Consider the following 19,929-nt stretch of genomic DNA (forward strand, 5'->3'; position numbering starts at 1 on the left):
GTATATTATATTGCAAGATTTATGAAGAAATTCCCTTTATGCTGTTTGATACGGCTGCTGCCTCTGCATCAAAGGGAAGAAAATATGATTTTATTAATTAAAACCTGCCGCTCCTAGGAAGCGCGATGTCACGTACTGAAAAAATAAATTTTGCTGTAGAGACGAAGGTATCGAACAAGGATGAAAAAATCTATTGCTCAAATTTTACTTTATATCGCTTTCAGCGCTCTAATAACGCCAACCTGGTCCGAGACTACAGAAGCAGAAACGACTTCGATTTCTTTACCTTACCCTGCGATGACAGGTCCACTTGTTACAAATTCCAATCCATTTGGCATCGAAACTAGCCCATTCGGAACGATTTATATCACCGGCATTATGAGCGGCCTTGGCTTATGGCAAAGTAACTCTGTGGAGGGGGATTCCAACTCACTGCTCGATTTAGATAATGGCCAGGTATTTATTCAAAATACCAAAGGTTTGTTGCAATTTTATGTTCAGGCTGGTGGCTATTCTTTACCTTCTCTTGGCACGTCTTATTTGCACATGGACGATACGACTCGTGATTTTTTCGGCCCTATTCCAGTGGCTTTTATCAAATTAGTTCCTAGTGATAATTTTTCGATAATGGCGGGCAAGTTATTCACACTCATCGGCGGTGAAAATACCTTTACCTTCCAAAATTTTAATATTGAGCATGGATTGCTATGGAATCAGACAAATGCTGTCAATCGCGGTGTGCAAATGAATTACAACCAAGGGACTTTAAGAGCTTCAATTGCTTTAACTGATGGATTTTATTCTGAGCGCCTTAACTGGCTTTCAGGGTTGGTGACTTATGCTATTAATTCAAAAAGTAGCCTAAGCCTAGTTGCCTCCGGCAACATCAAACATGACAACAAATCCAGTGTAGTAACTCCGTTGGCGCAGAATAACAGTCAGATTTATGATTTGATTTATTCCTATACATCTGGCCGATTGACGATAAGTCCTACAGTACAATTTACTCATGTTCCTAAAGATCAAAGTATCGGACTCCTGGACTCGGCATCGACTTATGGCGTTGCCTTAGCGACAAAATTTGCTTTCAATACCTGGTGGAGCATCACTGGTCGCCTCGAATATATTGATACAATGGGTGGGACCAATGTGACCTATGGCCCTGGGAGCAATGCCTGGTCCCTAACGCTGACACCAACCTACCAGCGAGGCATCTTTTTTGTGCGCGGCGAAGCATCCCTTGTAGAGGCATATAATATTACTGCCGGTTCGGCCTTTGGCCAGGAGGGTATAAACCACTCACAAGGGCGGCTGCTAATTGAAACAGGTGCGTTGTTCTAGAGGGAATATCAAAAAACATTAGTAATTATAGGGGAAGCCTGTAATTCAAATCCTAAGCCTTGACCAAGCCAACATGCTATAATTCATTTCTGAAACTAAAAGGGGATATTAAAAAATGACAAAACGTATCTTCATCGTCGGTCATATGGGTGCAGGAAAATTTATATTTACCGAAGCTTTGGCTAAAAAATTAGGATGGCAAATCGTCGATGCAAATCCAAGTATTGAACGCTATATCGGGCGGCAGACACGAGATATTCTGGGCGAGCAAGGTGAAGCAGCGTTTAATCGATGTCAAGCCGACATCATTTCCCATTGTGCCGAAAAAGAAAATGTTGTTGTTTTATTAGAAGAATGTGTTGTGTCAAGCGAACAATGCCGAAAATTGTTATCCTCTGAATTTGTTGTTTACTTGAAGGTCTCTATTCCAACCCAACTTGGTCGGATGAAGAATGGGCGGGTCCCAGCGCTTCCCGTAGATGATATGATGACCTTCCTGGAAAAACAACATAGTGAACGCGATACTTTTTATGAAGAAGTTGCTACCTTAGTTATTGAATCTGTTGGGTATTCAGATCAGCTTTCGGAAATCAATAAAATTATTGAGGAAGATGTCAACAAAGTGATGAAGGCCTTGGAAATTTAGGCGAATATATAGACCCATTCCAATTCACAATAGTGCCTGCCACATTGAGTAGCCTCATTTGCATAATGAGGCTACTCATTAAATATCAGATAAAAGAATAAACCATTAATTTCTGTACAATTGAAGCAGCAAAACCATTCTATTTTTCAAAGATCCAAAAGACCTTTTATACCATGGAAATAAACTAAACTAACCTGGCTTCATGGAAGGTACAGCACGGTCAGCAAGTTTGTACTACTATATGATGGAGAATACTCAACGCAACGCAAGGAAAGATAATGTTAACAGGAGCTTTTGTGTGTTTGGTAATAGCGATTATTTCAGCTCTTTACCGATTTACAGGAACAAATCCCACTCTGGTCGCTATAGCAAAAATTATTCTCTATCTTTCCTTAGCTGCGTTTTTTATTCTATTAATTGTATATGTTCTTAATTCTGCACCACCACCTCCTGAGGATAAGAAAAATCTTCCTTTATAAATAGAACGAAGCAAATGATTCATTCCTTTTTAAATGGATAACTTTATTTCCTAGTGGAGATTGCAACTCCAATCGTATTGCCAAAAATCCCAGGTATTGAGAATGAATATATAAGTTATTTGATTATTGGGTTAATTTTCCATTGTCCCTATACGATGGATCTCTACAGCGAATTAGAGTAATAGAATATTCTGTGTGAGCTTATTGTTAATGAACCCTACCTACGCGGATAACAGTCAGGCTTAAAGCGCAAAATGTAGATTTGTCATGGATGTTGTAATTAATATCGATTGTTAATCAAGATATTAAAGTGATTTTTTGGCTAATCGATTTAAAATATTCTTAGGGAGCAATAACCAATAATGGCCTTCATTTTTCATATGTTCACCTAGAAATGTTGCAAGTTTTCCTGAACCCCAATAAATATCACCTCGCATAAAACCACGAATCGCGCCGCCTGTATCTTGTGCAATCATAAGACGCTGAAATTGTTTCTCATCTGTTTGATTTTTGTCGGGCCGTTTCGTATCTAACCAAAGCGGAGCACCAAGTGGGATCCACTTCTTGTCTACGGCTAAAGAATAGCCAGGTGTAAGTGCCATACCTTGAGCTCCAAGCGCCATGGGCTCTCCTAAATCCTCAAAAAAGACAAAGGACTTATTTTTCTCAATAATTGTTTTTGCTTTTTCAGGATGATTCTCTAAATAGCGTACAATCGCTGCTTTAGATGCATTATGCCGCGTCATGATCCCTTTATTAATCATTACCTTGGCAATTGACGTGTAGGGAGCACCATTCTCACCTGCATAGCCTAGGTATATATTTTCACCATTAGGTAGTTGAATCACACCAGAGCCTTCTATCTCTAAAAAAAGGCGTTCTGCAGGACTATGAATCCAGGCAATTACCGGCGCTTTTTTCTTAAGGGCTCCATTATCAATTTGTTCACGAGTATAGGAAGTTGAATATTTTCCCTTTGGTAATCCGTAAATTGGCGTATTGTATTTAGGGCTTTTTGTTAAATTTCCTTTTATTTTTGGCATGTAATAACCCGTAAATAAACCATGAACAGGCTTTTTTTGTGCAAACTCAATAGGACGAAACCACTTCTCGAAAAAAGCTTTTGCTGAATCTTCAGAGGCTGAGTCTAGAGCTAATGCCGCCTTGCACGCTGGATGCCAATCACGAGCTTTTAATTTGATGTGTTGTGTCCTGATCATATGAGAAGGGGACTGTTTCAAAAACGTCTCACACGACTTCTGAAATGCTGATAAAGATTTTTTAACATCTGCAGTATCCCAACCTGGCAATTCATCAAAAGATACTTTTGTTAAAGCAATATTTCTGCTTTTCATAATAACCTTTCTTGGGGTGTGCTTGGGCCGAGGGCTTTTTCTTACGGCCACAACTTTATGAGCACTCTTAGGTGCCATATTAGCTATTTTTTCGGCACTCTTATGCGAGGTATTATTGTCTGTCGTAACGTTTCTTACACTTTCGGTTTTAATAACTTTTTTGGTGTTATTAATAATTTCTTTTTGCGTGTTAACAACTTCTTTTTTGGTGTTAACAACTTCTTTTTTAGTATGTAGTGGTTTCGTATGAACCTGGGCTTTCTTATAAAGTGCCAATCCGATCATACCGAATGCAAGACAACTAATACCAATTATTATACAAATTAATTTCCTAATCATAGTTGCGCAAGGTTTACATAAGATGAAATTGAAATCAACACTTTTTAGTGTTTTTTATGCAAACTTAAATCGATTTAATAAAAGTTTAATCAACTTTTATTAAATAAGAACAAAAATTGGCTTTCATAAAGCCATTTAAGGAGTCAATCAAAAGACATGAATAAGCACATTGTGCGCCATTTATGCACAATTAAGTTGCTTAAGAATTGCCCCTTTCTGTCACTGCAGCAAACCACAGATTAATACTTTCAACTAAGGTAGGATGGGCAAACATAACATCACGTAATTTCTGATAGGGCATATCCAATTCCATAGCCAATTGGATTACGCCAAGGATTTCACCCGCCTCGGCACAAAAAATGGAAACACCTAAAATACGATCTGTTTTTGCATCAATAACGGCTTTCAGAACGCCTGTTGTTTCACCTTGTGTTTTTGCTCTAGGAACAACTGCAGCAGGAATTTTTGCTATTTTTAGCGAATAACCTTGTGCAAAAGCTTGTGATTCTGTCATTCCAATACGGGCTAGTTCTGGATCGAGAAATACTGTATAGGGAATAAGCCGCCCTTGTACTGAGTGTTTGTTCTGTGGATTTTTTAGATTATGCTTGACTAAACGATAATCATCTAAAGATAAATGGGTAAATTGTGCCCCGCCCTTTACATCTCCCAAAGCCCAAATACCTTGTGCTGTGGTTTCCAGATGTTCATTAACCTTGATAAAACCACGTTCATCAAGCTCAACTCCTGTTTTATCTAAATTCAATCCGCTTGTATTTGCCATACGACCAACAGCAATAAGAATGTCGCTTCCACGAATAAGCTCGGATTTTCCATTTTGATTTGTATTGATAGTTACTTCGCCTTGTGTTTCTTGAATACTATTGATTTTAGTATTAAGAGCGAAATGAATCCCTTCTTTGGTTAGCGTATCAAAAACCTGATCAGCAATATCTCTATCTTCACGGCCAATAAACTTGCTATCCGCCTCAATTACCGTGACCTCCGCCCCCAAGCGACGAAATAACTGAGCAAACTCTAAACCTATATAACCGCCCCCAATTACAAGCAAATGTTTAGGAACTCTATCAACATTCATTAAACTGTCATTAGTATAATATTTTACTTTGTCGAGCCCCGGAATCGGGGGTATAAAAGGTAAGGCCCCGGTATTAATAAAAATTTTATCCGCAGTAATTTCTAATACATCTTGCCCATCTCGTGGTGAAGATAAACTCACTTTAATCGTCTTTGGTCCTACAAAATGTCCACGACCTAGCATGAGATCCATTCCTGAATCTAGAAATTGTTTTAAATTTGCTTCACGCATCGCCTGTACTATCGCGTCTTTACGAGCACGAACCGCTTTAAAATCTACGGGGGCAAGAGTAGCATCTAAACCATACTTTGTTGCTGAGCGGCAGTAGTGGGCTATCTTAGCTGATTGTACAAGTGCTTTTGTTGGTATGCATGCCACATTAATGCAAGTACCACCAATTTGGTTGTCTTCTATTAGAGCAACTCGCTGACCTGTTTTCGCTAAATCGACAGCCAGAGTTTTTCCCCCTTTACCTCCCCCTAAAACGATCACATCATATTTTAATGTCATGATTTTTTCCTAATTTGTATTTAATTTAAAGCCACATACATAAAACTATAGAAGCAAAATATCTAATTTTGAAACATTAAACTTAAATTTTGAAATATCCTCCTGGGATTTAATATAATTGAAGAGGCATATAATTTAATTCCTTAGAAACTTTCATTTAGTTCATGATCAAATAGTTTTTATTATTCCTTGATGAAATAAGCGTAAGTTAATGATCTTAATTAAAAAAGAAAGGAGTGTTAATACAGCAGGGAAACTGAATACGCTTGAGTCAAATCCTATATAAAATAGAAAACAACATTCTATTGTACTTTCTGGAGTAAAGACCTTTGGACTAATATGCCATGATTTAAAAAAAGCATGGCATACTATTTAAAACAGTAAAAGAGTTATTAGTCTGCCTTTGTAAGAGCAAAGTTAGCTGTAATGTTGATTGTACTTATGCCAAAAGTATCATCGACTTCGTTCGTAGGATTATTATTTTTACTAAAACTAAGCGTAGAAACGTAACGAAAATCTAGGCCCAGGGTAGTAAAATCATCAAGGTAATAGTAAAACCCTATAATCCCTTGGGCGGCAAATCCTGTGTTAGACGTATCGAAACTTTCGTTGATGATCGGCGCACAGGTACCTAAGGTAACACATTGCTCATTAGTTATGAAGGCAGCATGATGTCGAATAAGCGCTCCACCAAAGCCTGCCCCTAAATAAGGGACAAAATTTGAATTGTCACCGACATCATTAGTGAATTGAAAATCATAATACACATTGACCAATCCATAAAGACCTATGACGTTTCCATTAAATCCTAGACCTGTAGCCTCAAAAGCAGCAGGGCATACTCCTTCAGGACCTAATACCTGAGGACTAATAAGCGTACAAGAACCCGATTTGAGCGAACCGTAATTATTTATATTAAAAAGAAGCTCCGCTTCTGTACGGAAATTTTTAATTTTATAGCCAAGAGCAGCTCCCATCCCGCCGCCAGCAGGTCCTAGCTGGATTGATCCTAGGGATGCGAGGTTGTTAATTGTAAAATTAATATCAGGACTTGAGGCATGGCTCACCTGCCCCAGTAAGTTCAAATAAAGTCCTTCAACAGGATCCGCACTAAAAGCGCTGCTACTTGCCATCAAACCCAATATAAATCCAAATTTAATTATTTGTCTCATTCTATATCCTATATCAATTCCAAAGGACAAAGTGCAATGATTTCTGCACAAGCCACAGGCTATATGAAAACATATACCCGATGCAAATTTTTTAATAATTTAATCTACACGATATTGGTAGTATCCTTAGCCCTTAAAGAATTCTTGATTTAAAAATCCAATTGATGAAAACTCCTGAACTCCAATATAAATTGTTATATCCCTATTTATTTAACAATAGTGTCATGCACCTCGAACACTCTTCTTTGAGCAGAAAATTTATCTTTAAAGAGATTAAGTCCCTCCTCACGCATCTTAGGGGAAAACTCAGCGAAATATACGTTTAAAGATTCCCTATTTTCCAATTGATATTGTACGGTTAATTTCTCCTGGTCCGCTGTTCTCTCATTTTCAGGTTTTAAAATAGATGCTTGCATAAATCCAGGAAGCTGGAGCATTTCTTTGACATGCTTTTTTAACCATAATTGAAATTGAGGATAAACCGCTTCATCAATGGCTAAATTTACTTCGTATATAACCATACTCCTCCCTAAATTAAAATCAAAAGTAATAAGGGCACCTTACGTGCCTACCCCACGTCTTGTTCGCGGAGGAGTCCGCGGCGTCCATGAATAGCCGCCTGAGAGCTGGATCTGGGGACAAGCCGCAGGACATAGACATTAGGACCTATTACAATCAAAGTTATAACACCCTAATTGCTCAAGAGAAACTTCGCTTGAGGCAATTATGAAGATTACAATTAAATTGGGTGTTAATCCAGTAGAGAAAACAAGATAAGAGATAAATTTTTTACACTAAAAAACAAAGAGATTAATCCGATTTTATTTCAATGAGTCAAACCCTGGTATTGATGAATTGCCAAGGATCGTCAGCATCCAAGTTTTCTGAATACAACCTTCCTCTGTTTTGTAATGGTGTCCAATCTGTATAATATCCATCTACCTTACCGAGATAAGGTAAAGCAATCTTCAAAATCTCCTCATGATTCAGCTCTTCAGGCTCAAGAATTCCTTGATTGGGATGTTCAATTGCCCAAACAATTCCAGCAAATAACCCTGCCACAACTTGTAAGCTTGTTGCATTATTATGCGGAGCCAATGCACGTGCTTGTTCAATGGATAAAGTTGAGCCGAACCAATATGCCCCTTTGGGATTCCCCATTAATAAGACCCCCAACTCATCCACACCTTGCTTTACTTCATCGACAATTAAACGACTCTTTTGTTGAGGAATCCATTCGTTTCCATAGAGCTCATAAAGAGAAAGAATCGCATCTGGACACGGACAATAGGAATAAAGAACCGTAGGGCGATAGTGTAGCTCGGCTCCCTCTTTCAAAGTTAAAAAATGCGTAATCGAAGTGGTTTCAGGATGAGTGATTAAAAAACCATGGTAGGTACCGAAGCTTGGTGTCCATGAGCGGATTTTAATACTCGCACTGGGACGCTCAAGGTAAATAGAACAGTTAGGTCCAACAGTATGGGATTTCGCTCCTTCCGGGAGGTGACGTTCGTGGCTTCCCCAACCAATCTCAACAGGTTGTCTTATCTCCTCAATAAATCCTTTAATCGACCATGTATTAACAAACTCGCCGACACCCTTAAAAGGTAAAGCAGTTTGAGTATCACGTTCAGCGATATGAATTACCTTAATACCCAGTGTATATGCAAGTTTGGCCCACTCAAAACGTGTTTTGGGTATCGGAATCTTAAGCTGATTATCTCGAGCTATATTTAATAACGCTTGCTTTACAAAATGTGACACTAAACCCGGATTGGCGCCATGAGTTATAATTGCTGTCTTACTGGTTTTTCCTTTTAATTTCAGTACTTCTTCCCGTAACAAATAATTAGTTCGAGACTCAGGCGGTATATTTTCTAAAATAAATTCGTCACCCCATCGCTCCGTAGAAGCGTTAATGTATAAAGCTCCTTTTTGTTCACAAAGTGTTAACATGCAGTAACTAGAAAGAGTAATTGAAACATCAATTACAAAATCCCCGGGTTGCAATCGGTCTCCTATAATTTCGATATAATTCGTGCGTGTAATTGTTTTTACTTGAAAATTTATCCCAAATTTTTGAGCTATGCCAATTGATTCTTCACCATTGGTAATCACTGTAATGTGCGAGGGTTTAACATTCAATTTATCAATGAGTAAGGGCAATAATGCGCGGCCAATACAGCCAAACCCAATCATAATAATTTGATTTTTATAATGCTCCTTTGCTTTTTCCATGCAAAATTCCCTCATGCGTTACTTTAATTATCTCAAAATTCCCTATCGATTTCTTTACAGGTTTAAAAGTACTATTTTATTGTTACTTATATTAGGATGTATTAACAATATAGATCAAATCTCAAACGTCGTGTTTAAAACGTTTCACTAAAAAAGCAACAAATCCGAGAGAAAGGGGGGGTGTTGAGTTTCTTCAACTACCTCACACGTAGAGGTAAGCTTTAATGCTTCTGGCCTTGGGATGATTTTATTTTCAGGGAAAATAACCCGAAATCCAGGCTCCAAAATTTGCCCTAGAGGATTCAATGAAATTTCAGATGCCCGAACCTCAGCACGTCTTTGCATCAATAAATGATACATCCTCACAACATGTTCGCTGTCTTGCAGTTTCGACTGGCATTGCAGAAGAAACTTTTGGGCTTTTCGCCTATAGAATTCGACATTTTTTTGCGGTGAGGTAAGATTTTTAAGTAATTTTTTAGCAGCCCAATCCTGAGACTGGCCGAGATTTTTCATAAAAATTTCTCGCCAATTGGATGTAGTTGTATTAGGAAGCAAACGTAAAAGACCACAACGTGCTGATGAAAATACTGGATTGGCTCTATCTACATCTAAAACATCCAATACAAACTTCTGATCAATTATTCCGTATTGTATCAAATTATCTACAGCCAATTGATCTGATTTCGCCTTAACAGGTGTAAGCCAAGCATGATCTGCATCAGTTAAATCAGTTTCAGGAAAATGACTACCTACTGTATTTAATGCGATATGATAAAAAGTCCGCGAAATCCTAATTGCCTGATTGTCTTCGGCCTGCAAAAATTTTGGATCAAGGAAAAATTCAGCAGGAATGCTTATTTCAGAGCGCAGTACGTCATTAGGAAAAATATCCGACATCAAATTTAATTCAACAGGACAAAATAAAGGTCTAAGCTGTTCTTGTAACGAACCCGATCGTTTTCGATATAAGGTTTTGCTTTGGTTCAATTTTTTAAGACCAATTAAGACATTTTTAGCTAATTCTTCTGAAGAAACCAGGGTTTCTAAAATATCGTGTAACGAGGCATCAGTCCTTCTTCCGCCAAAATCCAACCCTCTAACTGGTTCCCACCAATCATTATGAGGTTTATCCAACTCTTTCATAATAGGGCCTCCAGCACTATGACAGCCAGAACAACGGAGTCGACTCCCAAACTGAAGATGCTGTGGGTCGGGTTGGCGATGGAGCCATTCATTGTCAGCAAAAATATCAAATGAATCTCCTCGGTAAAACCATTGACCTTGAGTGCCATCGCCACGTAGCTCATAGAAATTAAATACTTCTTTCTTGGGATCCCAAGCAAATGCTTCGATCATGAGTGAATTTTTTTCTGGGCTCTGATCAGCGATCAACTCATCTTCTGAACTAATTGCCGTAAAATGTCCAAAGAAGAAATCACCCGCGTTAATGAGCAGATGATTATCCGATGTCTTAAATTCTCCAAAAACCATCTCGAATAAGCTAAAACTACCTTCACCAGGATTATGAAACCCTCGGTTTGCAACCAATGTAGTTTTCAATTGCAGGCCTGAATTTTTGAAAAGCTGACGTAATTCAAAAACATTTTTTGGGCATGCGTTTTCAGATAAAAGCAATAACCCTAAAGCGTCATGGGATCCCTTAACAGGTTGACCCGACGAATCAATGAGAGAACAGGCTGCAAAAGTCTTTTGTGGAAAAGGTACTACGCTATAGAAGAGAAGAATTAGAGAATAAAAAAATCCTTTTTTCACAATTACATTCCTATTTTGTTTTTCAGGCTACACGCGTAAAAAAATAAAATTCAGTATCTACTTCACTTAAAAAAGGGGTAATGGATTGCTGCTCCACATACCCCTTTTAAATTTATATTCCACTCTTGAACTTTTTAAGAAAGCATTTTTATTGATTTCGAGAATTTGCCACAAAGTGGGTATGGTTTGTATGACACCAAAAGATAATGAAATTCCATGTGATGTGTCAGAGTTTGTTAAATAATAATTTCGCCAATATTCATCCAAATAATTGTGCCAATATAAACTGGTCAAAGGCAAATTACTCAGACTTGTATGCAGTATTGCTCTTCCTTCTACAATTATTTGACCATGCTCCGGATTCACTAAGCAAATTCCTACATTGGGACAACGATTTAAATGAGACCATTTTGGTGAACGAGTATCCGTTAGGAAAATAAGGGAACTGTTAGGAGTGAAATGATAGAGTTCCATGGTCCTAATATGCGGCTTTTTATGCATAACCGTTGTTACTTGGGCAAATACCTTATCTTTCGGGAATGAAAACCAATGGCGTAAATAAAGTTCTACAGCATGAATCAGCTCTGAAGAATCGATAAGCATAGTTTTTCTTTAAACAGAATAAAAAATACATCATAAAAATAAATACTCATTCAGTCAAAAGATTACTTAACTCGCTGAAAGACAATCAAAAAATCAGTCAGACCAAAATAAATGCACATTTTACAAAAACTACTATACTTTTAAAACTTGGACGAACAGGAATTGAGTGATATGGATGCCATTCAATTAGCTCTGGATGTACAGTTAAGAAGGACTATTTACAATTCACAACGATTTTTTTTCAAACAACAAGAATTATCCGAAGCAACTTACCCCTTGCTCATATCGTATCTCGCATGGCTTAGAAAAATTAATGCAACCCTCAATAGCATCGATGTGATGCATCAAAATGAACAAAAAAATCGTGAATTCAAATTTTTATGCAAACGCAACTTCTTATTCTTTTTGACCGTTACGGGGCAATTTAATGTCATTGAAAAATTATTTAAAACCCCATCTTTAACAACAAAATTACGTCATTTAATCAATCTAATTAAAAAAGAACGTTGTAAGATAAAACAAAAAAAGAGCATGCTCTTAAAAGTAACCTGTTCACCTAAAGTAAAGTTCCGCAATCTGGATCAGAAACATAATGCCTATTGCTTGCCAAAAATGGGGCTATTCAATCAGGTAAGGAAAACGCACCAATTATCTTTTGAATACCCGCTTAGAAGAATAAACGTTTTTTATTTAGCATGCATCAGCAAAATTGAACTTTTAAGAAAAATTTTAAAAGCAATTCAAACCAATCCCAATCTGCAATCGCATATTAAAAAAAACTTGCTCCATCAAATAACAACGATTCATCGGCGTATATCAAAAAATAAAGCACTATTCACAAAACCCATCAATCCAAATGCGCCATCAGCTGGCGCTTTGGAACCCATACGCCAAGCATGGAAGCAATTACATAATGATGTTTTGGAACTAAATTCAATGTTTAAGCAATGCAAATACTTAAGCTTGGAATTAGAAAAAACCCGCAAAGATGAGTTTACAGCGTATACGAACCTTATGGATGAACTGAGTAATTTAATGCAAGGGTCCTATGAGTTACACAATGAGATCGACTTAGAGCAAACACCTGATGCATCAGCAGAAGATAGTGATATTAACCTAAGTTTTTTCATGCAAGATACAGAAAAATCCATAAATGGAACTCTTTTCAAACTCGCTGAGGAGAGTAATGTACAAGAAGACGAGGAGCAGGGAACGGAGGCGTACACACAGTCACATGAAGACTCGAGCACCGCAATAAAATTTGGAAAGAGTACCAATATAAACAAAAGTACCTTTGGTAGTCATCAACTCGCGTTTTTTTCACCGCCTCAAAAAAATGAAAAATCAGTACCGCTTGAACCAAAATTTAATTTCAATGAACAAAAAACAGAAAATAATATTAGGGCAGGATATTAAAAGAAATGATTGCTTTTTGTTGCAGCAAAGCTGCAACAAAAAATTCGTTAGCGGTACAAAATACCCGCTTTTTTTTAAATTAGGTGCGTTGAATGCATTCTATTCCCCCTAAATAGGGTCTTAGAGCCATTGGAATATGGATATTTCCTTCTTTATCCTGATAATTTTCCATCAATGCAACCAATGTTCTGCCTACAGCAAGGCCTGAGCCATTTAGGGTATGAACCAATTCAATCTCACGTGTATGTTCCTGCCTGTAGCGTGCTTTCATACGCCGCGCCTGGAATGATTCCATATTTGAACAGGATGAGATTTCTCGATAAGTATTTTGACTGGGTAGCCAAACTTCTAAATCATAAGTCTTTGCTGCACTAGGACCCATGTCACCTGAACATAGGGTTACCACTCGATAAGGCAGTTCTAAACGCTGTAAAATTATTTCTGCATGATTAACCAATTGTTCCAAAGCGAGATAAGAATCTTCAGGCTTGGTAATCCAAACCAGCTCCACTTTTTCAAACTGGTGCTGCCTGATCATTCCCTTGGTATCTTTACCATAAGAACCCGCTTCACTACGAAAACAAGGCGAATGACAGACATAACGAATTGGCAAAACCTGTTCATTTAAAAGAGTATCGCGGACGGTATTTGTGACAGGAATCTCTGCCGTAGGAATCAAATAGTATCCATGTTCTCCAGTTAATTTAAACAAATCCTCTTCAAATTTCGGTAATTGACCTGTACCCAATAGACTGTCTGCATTGACAATATAAGGCACATAAATTTCTTGATAACCATGCTGTTGGGTGTGAATATCCAACATAAATTGAATTAGGGCGCGATGTAGTCTGGCCAATTGATTTTTCATAACCACAAAGCGACTGCCTGTAAGTTTCGCCGCCAAAGCAAAATCCATTTGACCTAAACCGTCTCCCAACTCATCATGAGATTTAACCGGAAAATCAAAAGGAGTAACCTTACCCCAGCGCCTTACTTCTTGATTATGCTGCTCATCTTCGCCAACTGGAACTGATTCATGTGGTATATTAGGCAATCTTAAAGCAATTGCTTCGATTTGCTGTAATAATCCCTCCAAATCAGCTTTTTTTTCTTCTAACTCCTTGGCAAGACGATTCATATCCTCACGCATTGGCTCTATATCTTCACCACGAGCCTTTGCTTCGCCAATGGCTTTAGAACGTAAATTACGTTCATTTTGCAATGCTTGTGTTGCAACTTGGAGTGCTTTGCGTTTTTCTTCTAAAGTAGTAAAAGATGAAACATCAAACTTAAAACCTCGCTTTAATAGCTGCATAGCAACAAATTGCGGATCATCCCGTAATAATTGAATGTCTAGCATAGGATATCACTCTAATTAAATTTTTTTGTAATCAATTACCTAACAATTCCACGCGTGGATTGATTTAATGCATCTATCATTAAAACCACCTCAGGGCATTCATTTTGCATCAACTCTAATTCAGCAACTGCCTGTTGTACTGTTAATCCTTTGCGGAAAATTATTTTGTAAGCACGTCGTAAGCCATCGATTGCTTCAGATGAAAATCCTCGTCGGCGTAATCCCACAGTATTAATACCACATGCAGAGGTTGTGTCACCAGAAATCATAAGATAAGGGAGTACATCTTTAGCTACATAAGAAGCTCTAGCAATAAAGGAGTAAGCACCCACATGACAAAACTGATGGACTGCTGCATATCCACCTATATTCGCATAATCATTAACAGTTACATGCCCTGATAATGCAGCATAGCTAACCAAAATAATTTGATTACCGATCATGCAATCATGTCCCACATGGGAATAAGCCATAAAAAAGTTCTTATTACCGATACGGGTAACACCACCCCCTTTAACAGTTCCTCGACTAATCATACAATATTCACGAATGATATTATCATCGCCTATTTCTAATCGGGTTGACTCGCCTTTGTAAGTAATATCCTGGGGCTCATCGCCTACGGAAGCAAATTGGAAAATTTTATTATTTTTCCCAATAGTTGTAGGCCCTTCAATTACTGCATAAGGACCAATCCACGTATTCTCACCAATTTCTACATCAGCACCAATTACAGCGCCAGGACCTACTGATACCCCTTTTGCCAATTTTGCAGTGGGGTGAATTATCGCTCGTTCACTTATCACTTTTGAATTTCCTTTGCAGCACTTAATAAATCCGCGGAACAGGCCAGTTTATCACCTACATAAGCTTCACCATGTACACGCCAAAATTCTCTTTTTCTTGCTAATATCTTTACTTCCAAGCGCAATTGATCTCCTGGGGTAACCACATGTTTAAATTTTGCATTATCTATACCCGCAAAAAAATGCAAAATCCCATCAATTTCTTCCGGTGTTTGCGATAACCCCGCTAAAAGTCCACTAGCTTGTGCCAATGCCTCTAGCATTAATACTCCTGGCATAATGGGATTTTCTGGGAAATGACCACTAAAAAAATTTTCGTTAATGGTGACATTTTTTATAGCCGTCAAACAGTCAAATGGCTTGAAATCTAATACCCTGTCTATCAAAATCATGGGGTAACGGTGTGGCAATATACTAAAAATCTGTTTTATATCTACAGGTTCACTCATTGCATTTCTCGCTTAAATAAGTATGCTTAGCATGGTCCAAAAGTGAGGCTCAAAGGAAAAAACATTATCCTGATTTAACTGGTTCAAATCAATTGTTAATGTTAAAAACTTATCCTTTCTTGTCCGGGTTTACTTACATTTCGCTAGCTTGAGCCAAAATGGTCTGATTTTCGAGTACGAAGCGCAGCATACACAAAAGTATATGAGCATCGTAGCGCAGAAAATTAAGACAGTTTGGCCAAGATAGTAGAAGTAGAAACAGCCCCTATTCAATACGGCTTAACTTTTTCTCTAAGGCACCAAGCTTCACAATATAATCATCCAATCGTCGAAATCGCGCTACATTACGACGCCAACGGCGATGTTCATGTACTAAAGTCCCAGATGAATAAATTCCTGATTTGGCAAGAGATTTACTTACTGTGGACATCCCAGTAATCACTACATCATCTGCCAAATGCACATGTGCTGCAACGCAACTAGCACCACCAATAATACAATCTGCGCCAATTTGCGCATATGCGCCTAAAGCGGCACATCCGGCAATGATTGTATTTTTACCAACTAACACGTCATGTGCAATCTGGACCAAATTATCAATACAAACTCCTTCTCCCAAATAGGTATCACTTAAAGAGCCTCTATCAATCACGGTATTGGCGCCTATTTGTACTTGATTTGCGATAATAACGGCACCAACACTATAACCTTGTTGCCAACGCCCATGTTCTTTTAAATAATTGAAAGGAGAAGCACCAATAATACACCCTGTGTTTATAACTACAAAAGCACCCAGCTGGCAACCTGCATGGATCACGACTTTATGTCCAATCTGACTGTTTTGGCCGATGTGTACAGAAGACTCAATAACAGTATTTGCACCTATCGTAACTCCATCAGCAATTTGGGTATTCGCACCAATCACACTGTAAGCGCCTACTGATACATTTTGGCCTAATTGAGCAGATTGATGAATTATGGCTGTAGGATCAATGCCAGATCTTGAAGATGCAGGCACGGATAAAAACTGGGTAGCTTGCATCATTGCTTGTAAAGGATTCGATACAACAATACAGTTTCCCTGATATAAATGGTGATCTTTTGCTTTGAGTATTACTGCGCCTGCTGATGTCGTATCTAGGGCTTGACGTAATACTGAATTATCATAATAAGCAACATCCTTTAATGTAGCTCGAGCCAGAGAAGCAAAACAAAAAATGGCGTGATTGGCATTTCCATGCCACACGCCACCTAAATGATCTGCTAGTTCAGCTAAAGTTAGCAACGCGACTTCGCCGAAATTAATTAATTGCTTTTACAACTTTATCAGTTACATCAAGCGTTGTTGTACTGAAAGGAGCTGCATCTTTTTGTACAATAAGGTCGTACTTGTCATCTTTAGCTACTTTTGCAATTGCTGCACGAACTTTAGCATATAGTGCTTCCATTGCTTCGTTATTTGCTGTACTTAATTCTTGTTGATATTGCTGCCCATCACGCTCAAATTGTTGTTGTGCGCCAACAATTTTCCTCTCCATCTCTTTCTTTTGAGAAGCACTTAGAATCGCACTATCACGCTTGAACTTTTCCATATCCGCTTTAATACCCGCTTCAACCGCAACGAGTTTATCACGACGTGGTTTAAATTCTTTCTCCAATTTTTTTTGGATTTCTTTTATTTGACTGGAAGTCTGCATGATCTTTTGTAGATCAACCACGCCAATTTTTGCTGCATCAGCAAATGCGCTTGCGCCAAACACGCTGAAAACAAAGGCCACTAAGACCAGACCTAACCGTTTCATAACTAATCTCCTAAATTAAAGAGCATGATGCTAGCACAATTCGAAATGGGTTGCGATATATACAGCATGATTTTCGATAATTTTATAAATATAAAATTTCTCGCTTCCCCTCCTGATGAGGGGAAGCGAATATAAGTTTAGAATCCTGAAGATAAAGCAAATTGGAAGAATTGCTTTTGATCAAATTGCTGTGGATTCAACGGCTTAGCTAAGCTAAATGACAGTGGTCCAAAAGGGGAGCGCCATTCAAGTGAAACCCCTGCTGAATATCTTAAAGGACCTTCATACTTTCCAGTTAAAGTAGGCAACGTATTGACAGCAAACACGTTACCCGCATCAACAAAGGCTGTGGTGCGCATATTGTCCCGACTCAAAGGATAAGGCAGGATAATTCCGGCAGTTCCACTGAGCAATAAGTTACCGCCCACAGAATTACGGAAATTATCCAATGGTCCTAAAGAGTAACTATCATATCCGCGTACCTGGCCTGGCTGTGCAATACCCCCAGCATAGTAGTTCTCGAAAAATGGCAATCCATTACTGTTAAAGGAATTTCCATAACCTGCAAACCCTTGTACAGAGAAAATCCATCCCCTTCCTATAGGTTGATACATACGTGCTTGATACGACCCTTTATAATAAGACAAAGAGTCCGAGCTCGCTGGTAAAGCAACTACAGCCGAAAGTTGTTGATTAATCCCTCGTGTAGGATATGGAAACTGATCATAACTGTTTCGGTTCCATCCTGTAGATAATCGAATTTGCTGGAAATGGTTTCCATACATTTGCACAAAGTTCTTAATGACTATTACATTTCCAACGCTTTTGATATCTATATCTTGATAACCATAACCCAATTGCCATCGGCTCGTTTCACCCAGTGGTATACTATAATTCACATCAGCACCAAAGCGGTTGGAGCTGTACGTACTTACATTGAGGTTTTTGGGGTCGACGCGAGCATAATAAAGATTTAGACCTCGTCCTATACCTGTTTCAGTATAAAAGGGGTTGTAGTAGTTTATAGTATAGTCTTGCCCCCATTGGCTCGCAGTAAATGCGGCACCCATCGAGCGTCCAGTACCCATAAAGTTATGTTGGTTTACTGAAGCATTCAATTGATAACCGTTAGTACCATAACCAATGGAAGCACTCGCTTCAGCTGAAGGTGCTTCTTCTACTTGCACATCTAAATCAACCTGATTATTTGCTTCTGGTACTGGATTCGTTTTAACATCCACATTTTTCAAATAGCCTAATAAGCGCAATTGCCTTTCAGATTCTTTGATGTTATGCAGAGATAACAATCCGCCTTCATCCTGACGAATTACACTTCTCAGTACATAATCGCTTGTTTTGGTATTACCATGGAATTTAATACGACGAACGTACACGTGCCTGCCTGGCTGTACAATAAAAGTAATGAATACGGTTTTGTTCTCTTCATCGATTTGAGGATCTGCATTAATTGCTGGGAAGCCATAACCTACATCTCCTAAAGCCAAACCAATAGCAGAAATTGTATCAGTTACTTTTTTACGTGAAAAAACTGCACCTTTTTTAACTTGTACTAATGAAGTAATTTTTTCCGGTGCTAATATTGGCTTCCCTACTACTTTATACCCTGAGAAGTGATATTGGGGCCCTTCTTCAATATGAACATTAATGTAAACGTCTTTTCTGTCTGGCGACAGCAATACCTGTGACGATATGATCTTAAACTTTAAGTAACCTCTGTCCATGTAAAAGGAACGTAATGCCTCCAAAGATGCATCCATACCAGATTTGGAATATTGATCTTTTTTAGTAAAGTAGGTAAAGATGCCAGATTTTGATAAAGCGAATTCAGGCAACAATTCATTGGTAGAAAAATCGTGGTTACCTATTATTTTGATTTGTTTAATTCGTGAGACACGTCCCTCAGAAATTGTAACGGTAATTCCCACCCTATTATCGGTTAGAGGAGTAACTCGTGTTTCTATACGTGCATTATATTTACCTCGGGCGTTATAAGCTTGCTTTAATTCTTTTTCCAAACGCTCCAAAGTAGATGTTTGGAAGACACGACCTTTGACCAAGCCCATTTCTTTAAGGAAATCTTTCATCTTGTCACTAGGAATTTCCTTATTTCCTACCACGGTAATTGAGCCTATGGTTGCTCTTTCAATTACATTGACAATTAAAACATTGCCTTGACGTTCCAATGAAACAGATTGAAAAAAACCAGTATCATAAAGGGTTCGAATAATCTCAGCAGTTGATTCTGGACCTATCTCCTCTCCAACTTGAACAGGAATATAGTTGAGTACCGTTCCTGTAGAAACACGTTGCAAACCGGTAACTTTAATACTTCGAACGACGAAAGTATCTGCTGCGATTGTTTGTGCTGACCAGGCTATGAGCGAGGAACAACAAACACCTAATATTAACTTACTGCTGATTTTTTTCATTATTATTTTACGCCCAGTACTACGTGTACTTTTAATAATCAAACTCTGTACACCTAAAATTGAAACACTTTTTATAGGAAGTAGAAAC

General features: G+C 38.2%; 17 protein-coding genes. 4 read left to right on the forward strand and 13 right to left on the reverse strand.

The genetic code is table 11. The features are described 5' to 3' along the window. Nucleotides 1-180: 180 nt before the first annotated feature. The 3 genes from FOLKNPGA_RS14105 to FOLKNPGA_RS14115 all read left to right on the forward strand — a co-directional run bounded on the left by FOLKNPGA_RS14105 (nucleotide 181) and on the right by FOLKNPGA_RS14115 (nucleotide 2,466). Nucleotides 181-1,341: an outer membrane beta-barrel protein gene (locus FOLKNPGA_RS14105; protein ID WP_182350490.1), complete on the forward strand. Its 1,161-nt coding sequence runs from the start codon at nucleotides 181-183 to the stop codon at nucleotides 1,339-1,341. Between the two features lie 115 nt (nucleotides 1,342-1,456). Further along, a complete protein-coding gene (locus FOLKNPGA_RS14110; RefSeq protein ID WP_182350491.1) occupies nucleotides 1,457-1,987 on the forward strand; it encodes a shikimate kinase in 531 nt (176 codons plus the stop codon). A gap of 278 nt (nucleotides 1,988-2,265) precedes the next feature. Further along, the gene (locus FOLKNPGA_RS14115; RefSeq protein WP_182350492.1) at nucleotides 2,266-2,466 is read left to right on the forward strand and encodes a DUF1328 domain-containing protein; all 201 of its coding nucleotides are present in this window, start codon (nucleotides 2,266-2,268) and stop codon (nucleotides 2,464-2,466) included. Nucleotides 2,467-2,771: 305 nt separating this feature from the next. Here the strand turns inward: FOLKNPGA_RS14115 and FOLKNPGA_RS14120 are convergent, their stop codons facing one another. From FOLKNPGA_RS14120 to FOLKNPGA_RS14150, 7 genes are all read right to left on the reverse strand, one after another. Continuing rightward, entirely contained in the window at nucleotides 2,772-4,106 is a 1,335-nt protein-coding gene (locus tag FOLKNPGA_RS14120) for a murein transglycosylase A (protein ID WP_182350493.1), read from the reverse strand. A 253-nt stretch (nucleotides 4,107-4,359) separates the two neighbouring features. Then, nucleotides 4,360-5,769, reverse strand: coding sequence for a mercuric reductase (locus FOLKNPGA_RS14125; protein ID WP_182350494.1), 1,410 nt, complete (start codon nucleotides 5,767-5,769; stop codon nucleotides 4,360-4,362). 392 nt (nucleotides 5,770-6,161) lie between these two features. Then, complete coding sequence (locus FOLKNPGA_RS14130) at nucleotides 6,162-6,941, reverse strand: outer membrane protein (RefSeq protein ID WP_182350495.1); 780 nt, start codon at nucleotides 6,939-6,941, stop codon at nucleotides 6,162-6,164. Between the two features lie 206 nt (nucleotides 6,942-7,147). Next, nucleotides 7,148-7,462, reverse strand: coding sequence for a DUF4286 family protein (locus FOLKNPGA_RS14135; RefSeq protein ID WP_182350496.1), 315 nt, complete (start codon nucleotides 7,460-7,462; stop codon nucleotides 7,148-7,150). 313 nt (nucleotides 7,463-7,775) lie between these two features. Then, nucleotides 7,776-9,179, reverse strand: a complete 1,404-nt coding sequence (locus tag FOLKNPGA_RS14140; protein ID WP_182350497.1) for a saccharopine dehydrogenase C-terminal domain-containing protein — start codon at nucleotides 9,177-9,179, stop codon at nucleotides 7,776-7,778. 147 nt (nucleotides 9,180-9,326) lie between these two features. Continuing rightward, nucleotides 9,327-10,955: a hypothetical protein gene (locus FOLKNPGA_RS14145; protein WP_182350498.1), complete on the reverse strand. Its 1,629-nt coding sequence runs from the start codon at nucleotides 10,953-10,955 to the stop codon at nucleotides 9,327-9,329. A 66-nt stretch (nucleotides 10,956-11,021) separates the two neighbouring features. Beyond that, nucleotides 11,022-11,558: a pyridoxamine 5'-phosphate oxidase family protein gene (locus FOLKNPGA_RS14150; protein ID WP_182350499.1), complete on the reverse strand. Its 537-nt coding sequence runs from the start codon at nucleotides 11,556-11,558 to the stop codon at nucleotides 11,022-11,024. Nucleotides 11,559-11,729: 171 nt separating this feature from the next. On the opposite strand from FOLKNPGA_RS14150, the gene FOLKNPGA_RS14155 reads away from it, so the two are divergent. Then, nucleotides 11,730-12,974 carry a hypothetical protein gene (locus FOLKNPGA_RS14155; protein ID WP_182350500.1) on the forward strand — a complete coding sequence of 415 codons (1,245 nt, stop codon included), beginning with the start codon at nucleotides 11,730-11,732 and terminating at the stop codon, nucleotides 12,972-12,974. A 79-nt stretch (nucleotides 12,975-13,053) separates the two neighbouring features. Here the strand turns inward: FOLKNPGA_RS14155 and serS are convergent, their stop codons facing one another. From serS to bamA, 6 genes are all read right to left on the reverse strand, one after another. Continuing rightward, a complete protein-coding gene (serS, locus tag FOLKNPGA_RS14160) occupies nucleotides 13,054-14,334 on the reverse strand; it encodes a serine--tRNA ligase (protein ID WP_182350501.1) in 1,281 nt (426 codons plus the stop codon). A 35-nt stretch (nucleotides 14,335-14,369) separates the two neighbouring features. Then, complete coding sequence (gene lpxA / locus FOLKNPGA_RS14165) at nucleotides 14,370-15,140, reverse strand: acyl-ACP--UDP-N-acetylglucosamine O-acyltransferase (protein WP_182350502.1); 771 nt, start codon at nucleotides 15,138-15,140, stop codon at nucleotides 14,370-14,372. Beyond that, nucleotides 15,137-15,589 carry a 3-hydroxyacyl-ACP dehydratase FabZ gene (fabZ, locus tag FOLKNPGA_RS14170; protein ID WP_040522516.1) on the reverse strand — a complete coding sequence of 151 codons (453 nt, stop codon included), beginning with the start codon at nucleotides 15,587-15,589 and terminating at the stop codon, nucleotides 15,137-15,139. The genes lpxA and fabZ overlap by 4 nt, the downstream gene beginning before the upstream one ends. A gap of 265 nt (nucleotides 15,590-15,854) precedes the next feature. Next, nucleotides 15,855-16,874 (reverse strand): UDP-3-O-(3-hydroxymyristoyl)glucosamine N-acyltransferase, encoded by a 1,020-nt coding sequence (lpxD, locus tag FOLKNPGA_RS14175; protein ID WP_182350504.1) that lies wholly within the window; start codon nucleotides 16,872-16,874, stop codon nucleotides 15,855-15,857. A gap of 16 nt (nucleotides 16,875-16,890) precedes the next feature. Further along, nucleotides 16,891-17,391 (reverse strand): OmpH family outer membrane protein, encoded by a 501-nt coding sequence (locus FOLKNPGA_RS14180; RefSeq protein ID WP_182350505.1) that lies wholly within the window; start codon nucleotides 17,389-17,391, stop codon nucleotides 16,891-16,893. A 137-nt stretch (nucleotides 17,392-17,528) separates the two neighbouring features. Continuing rightward, nucleotides 17,529-19,841, reverse strand: a complete 2,313-nt coding sequence (bamA, locus tag FOLKNPGA_RS14185; protein ID WP_182350506.1) for an outer membrane protein assembly factor BamA — start codon at nucleotides 19,839-19,841, stop codon at nucleotides 17,529-17,531. Between the last annotated feature and the right edge of the window lie 88 nt (nucleotides 19,842-19,929).

It is taken from the genome of Legionella sp. PC1000 (genome assembly GCF_014109805.1).
Lineage (GTDB): Bacteria > Pseudomonadota > Gammaproteobacteria > Legionellales > Legionellaceae > Legionella > Legionella resiliens.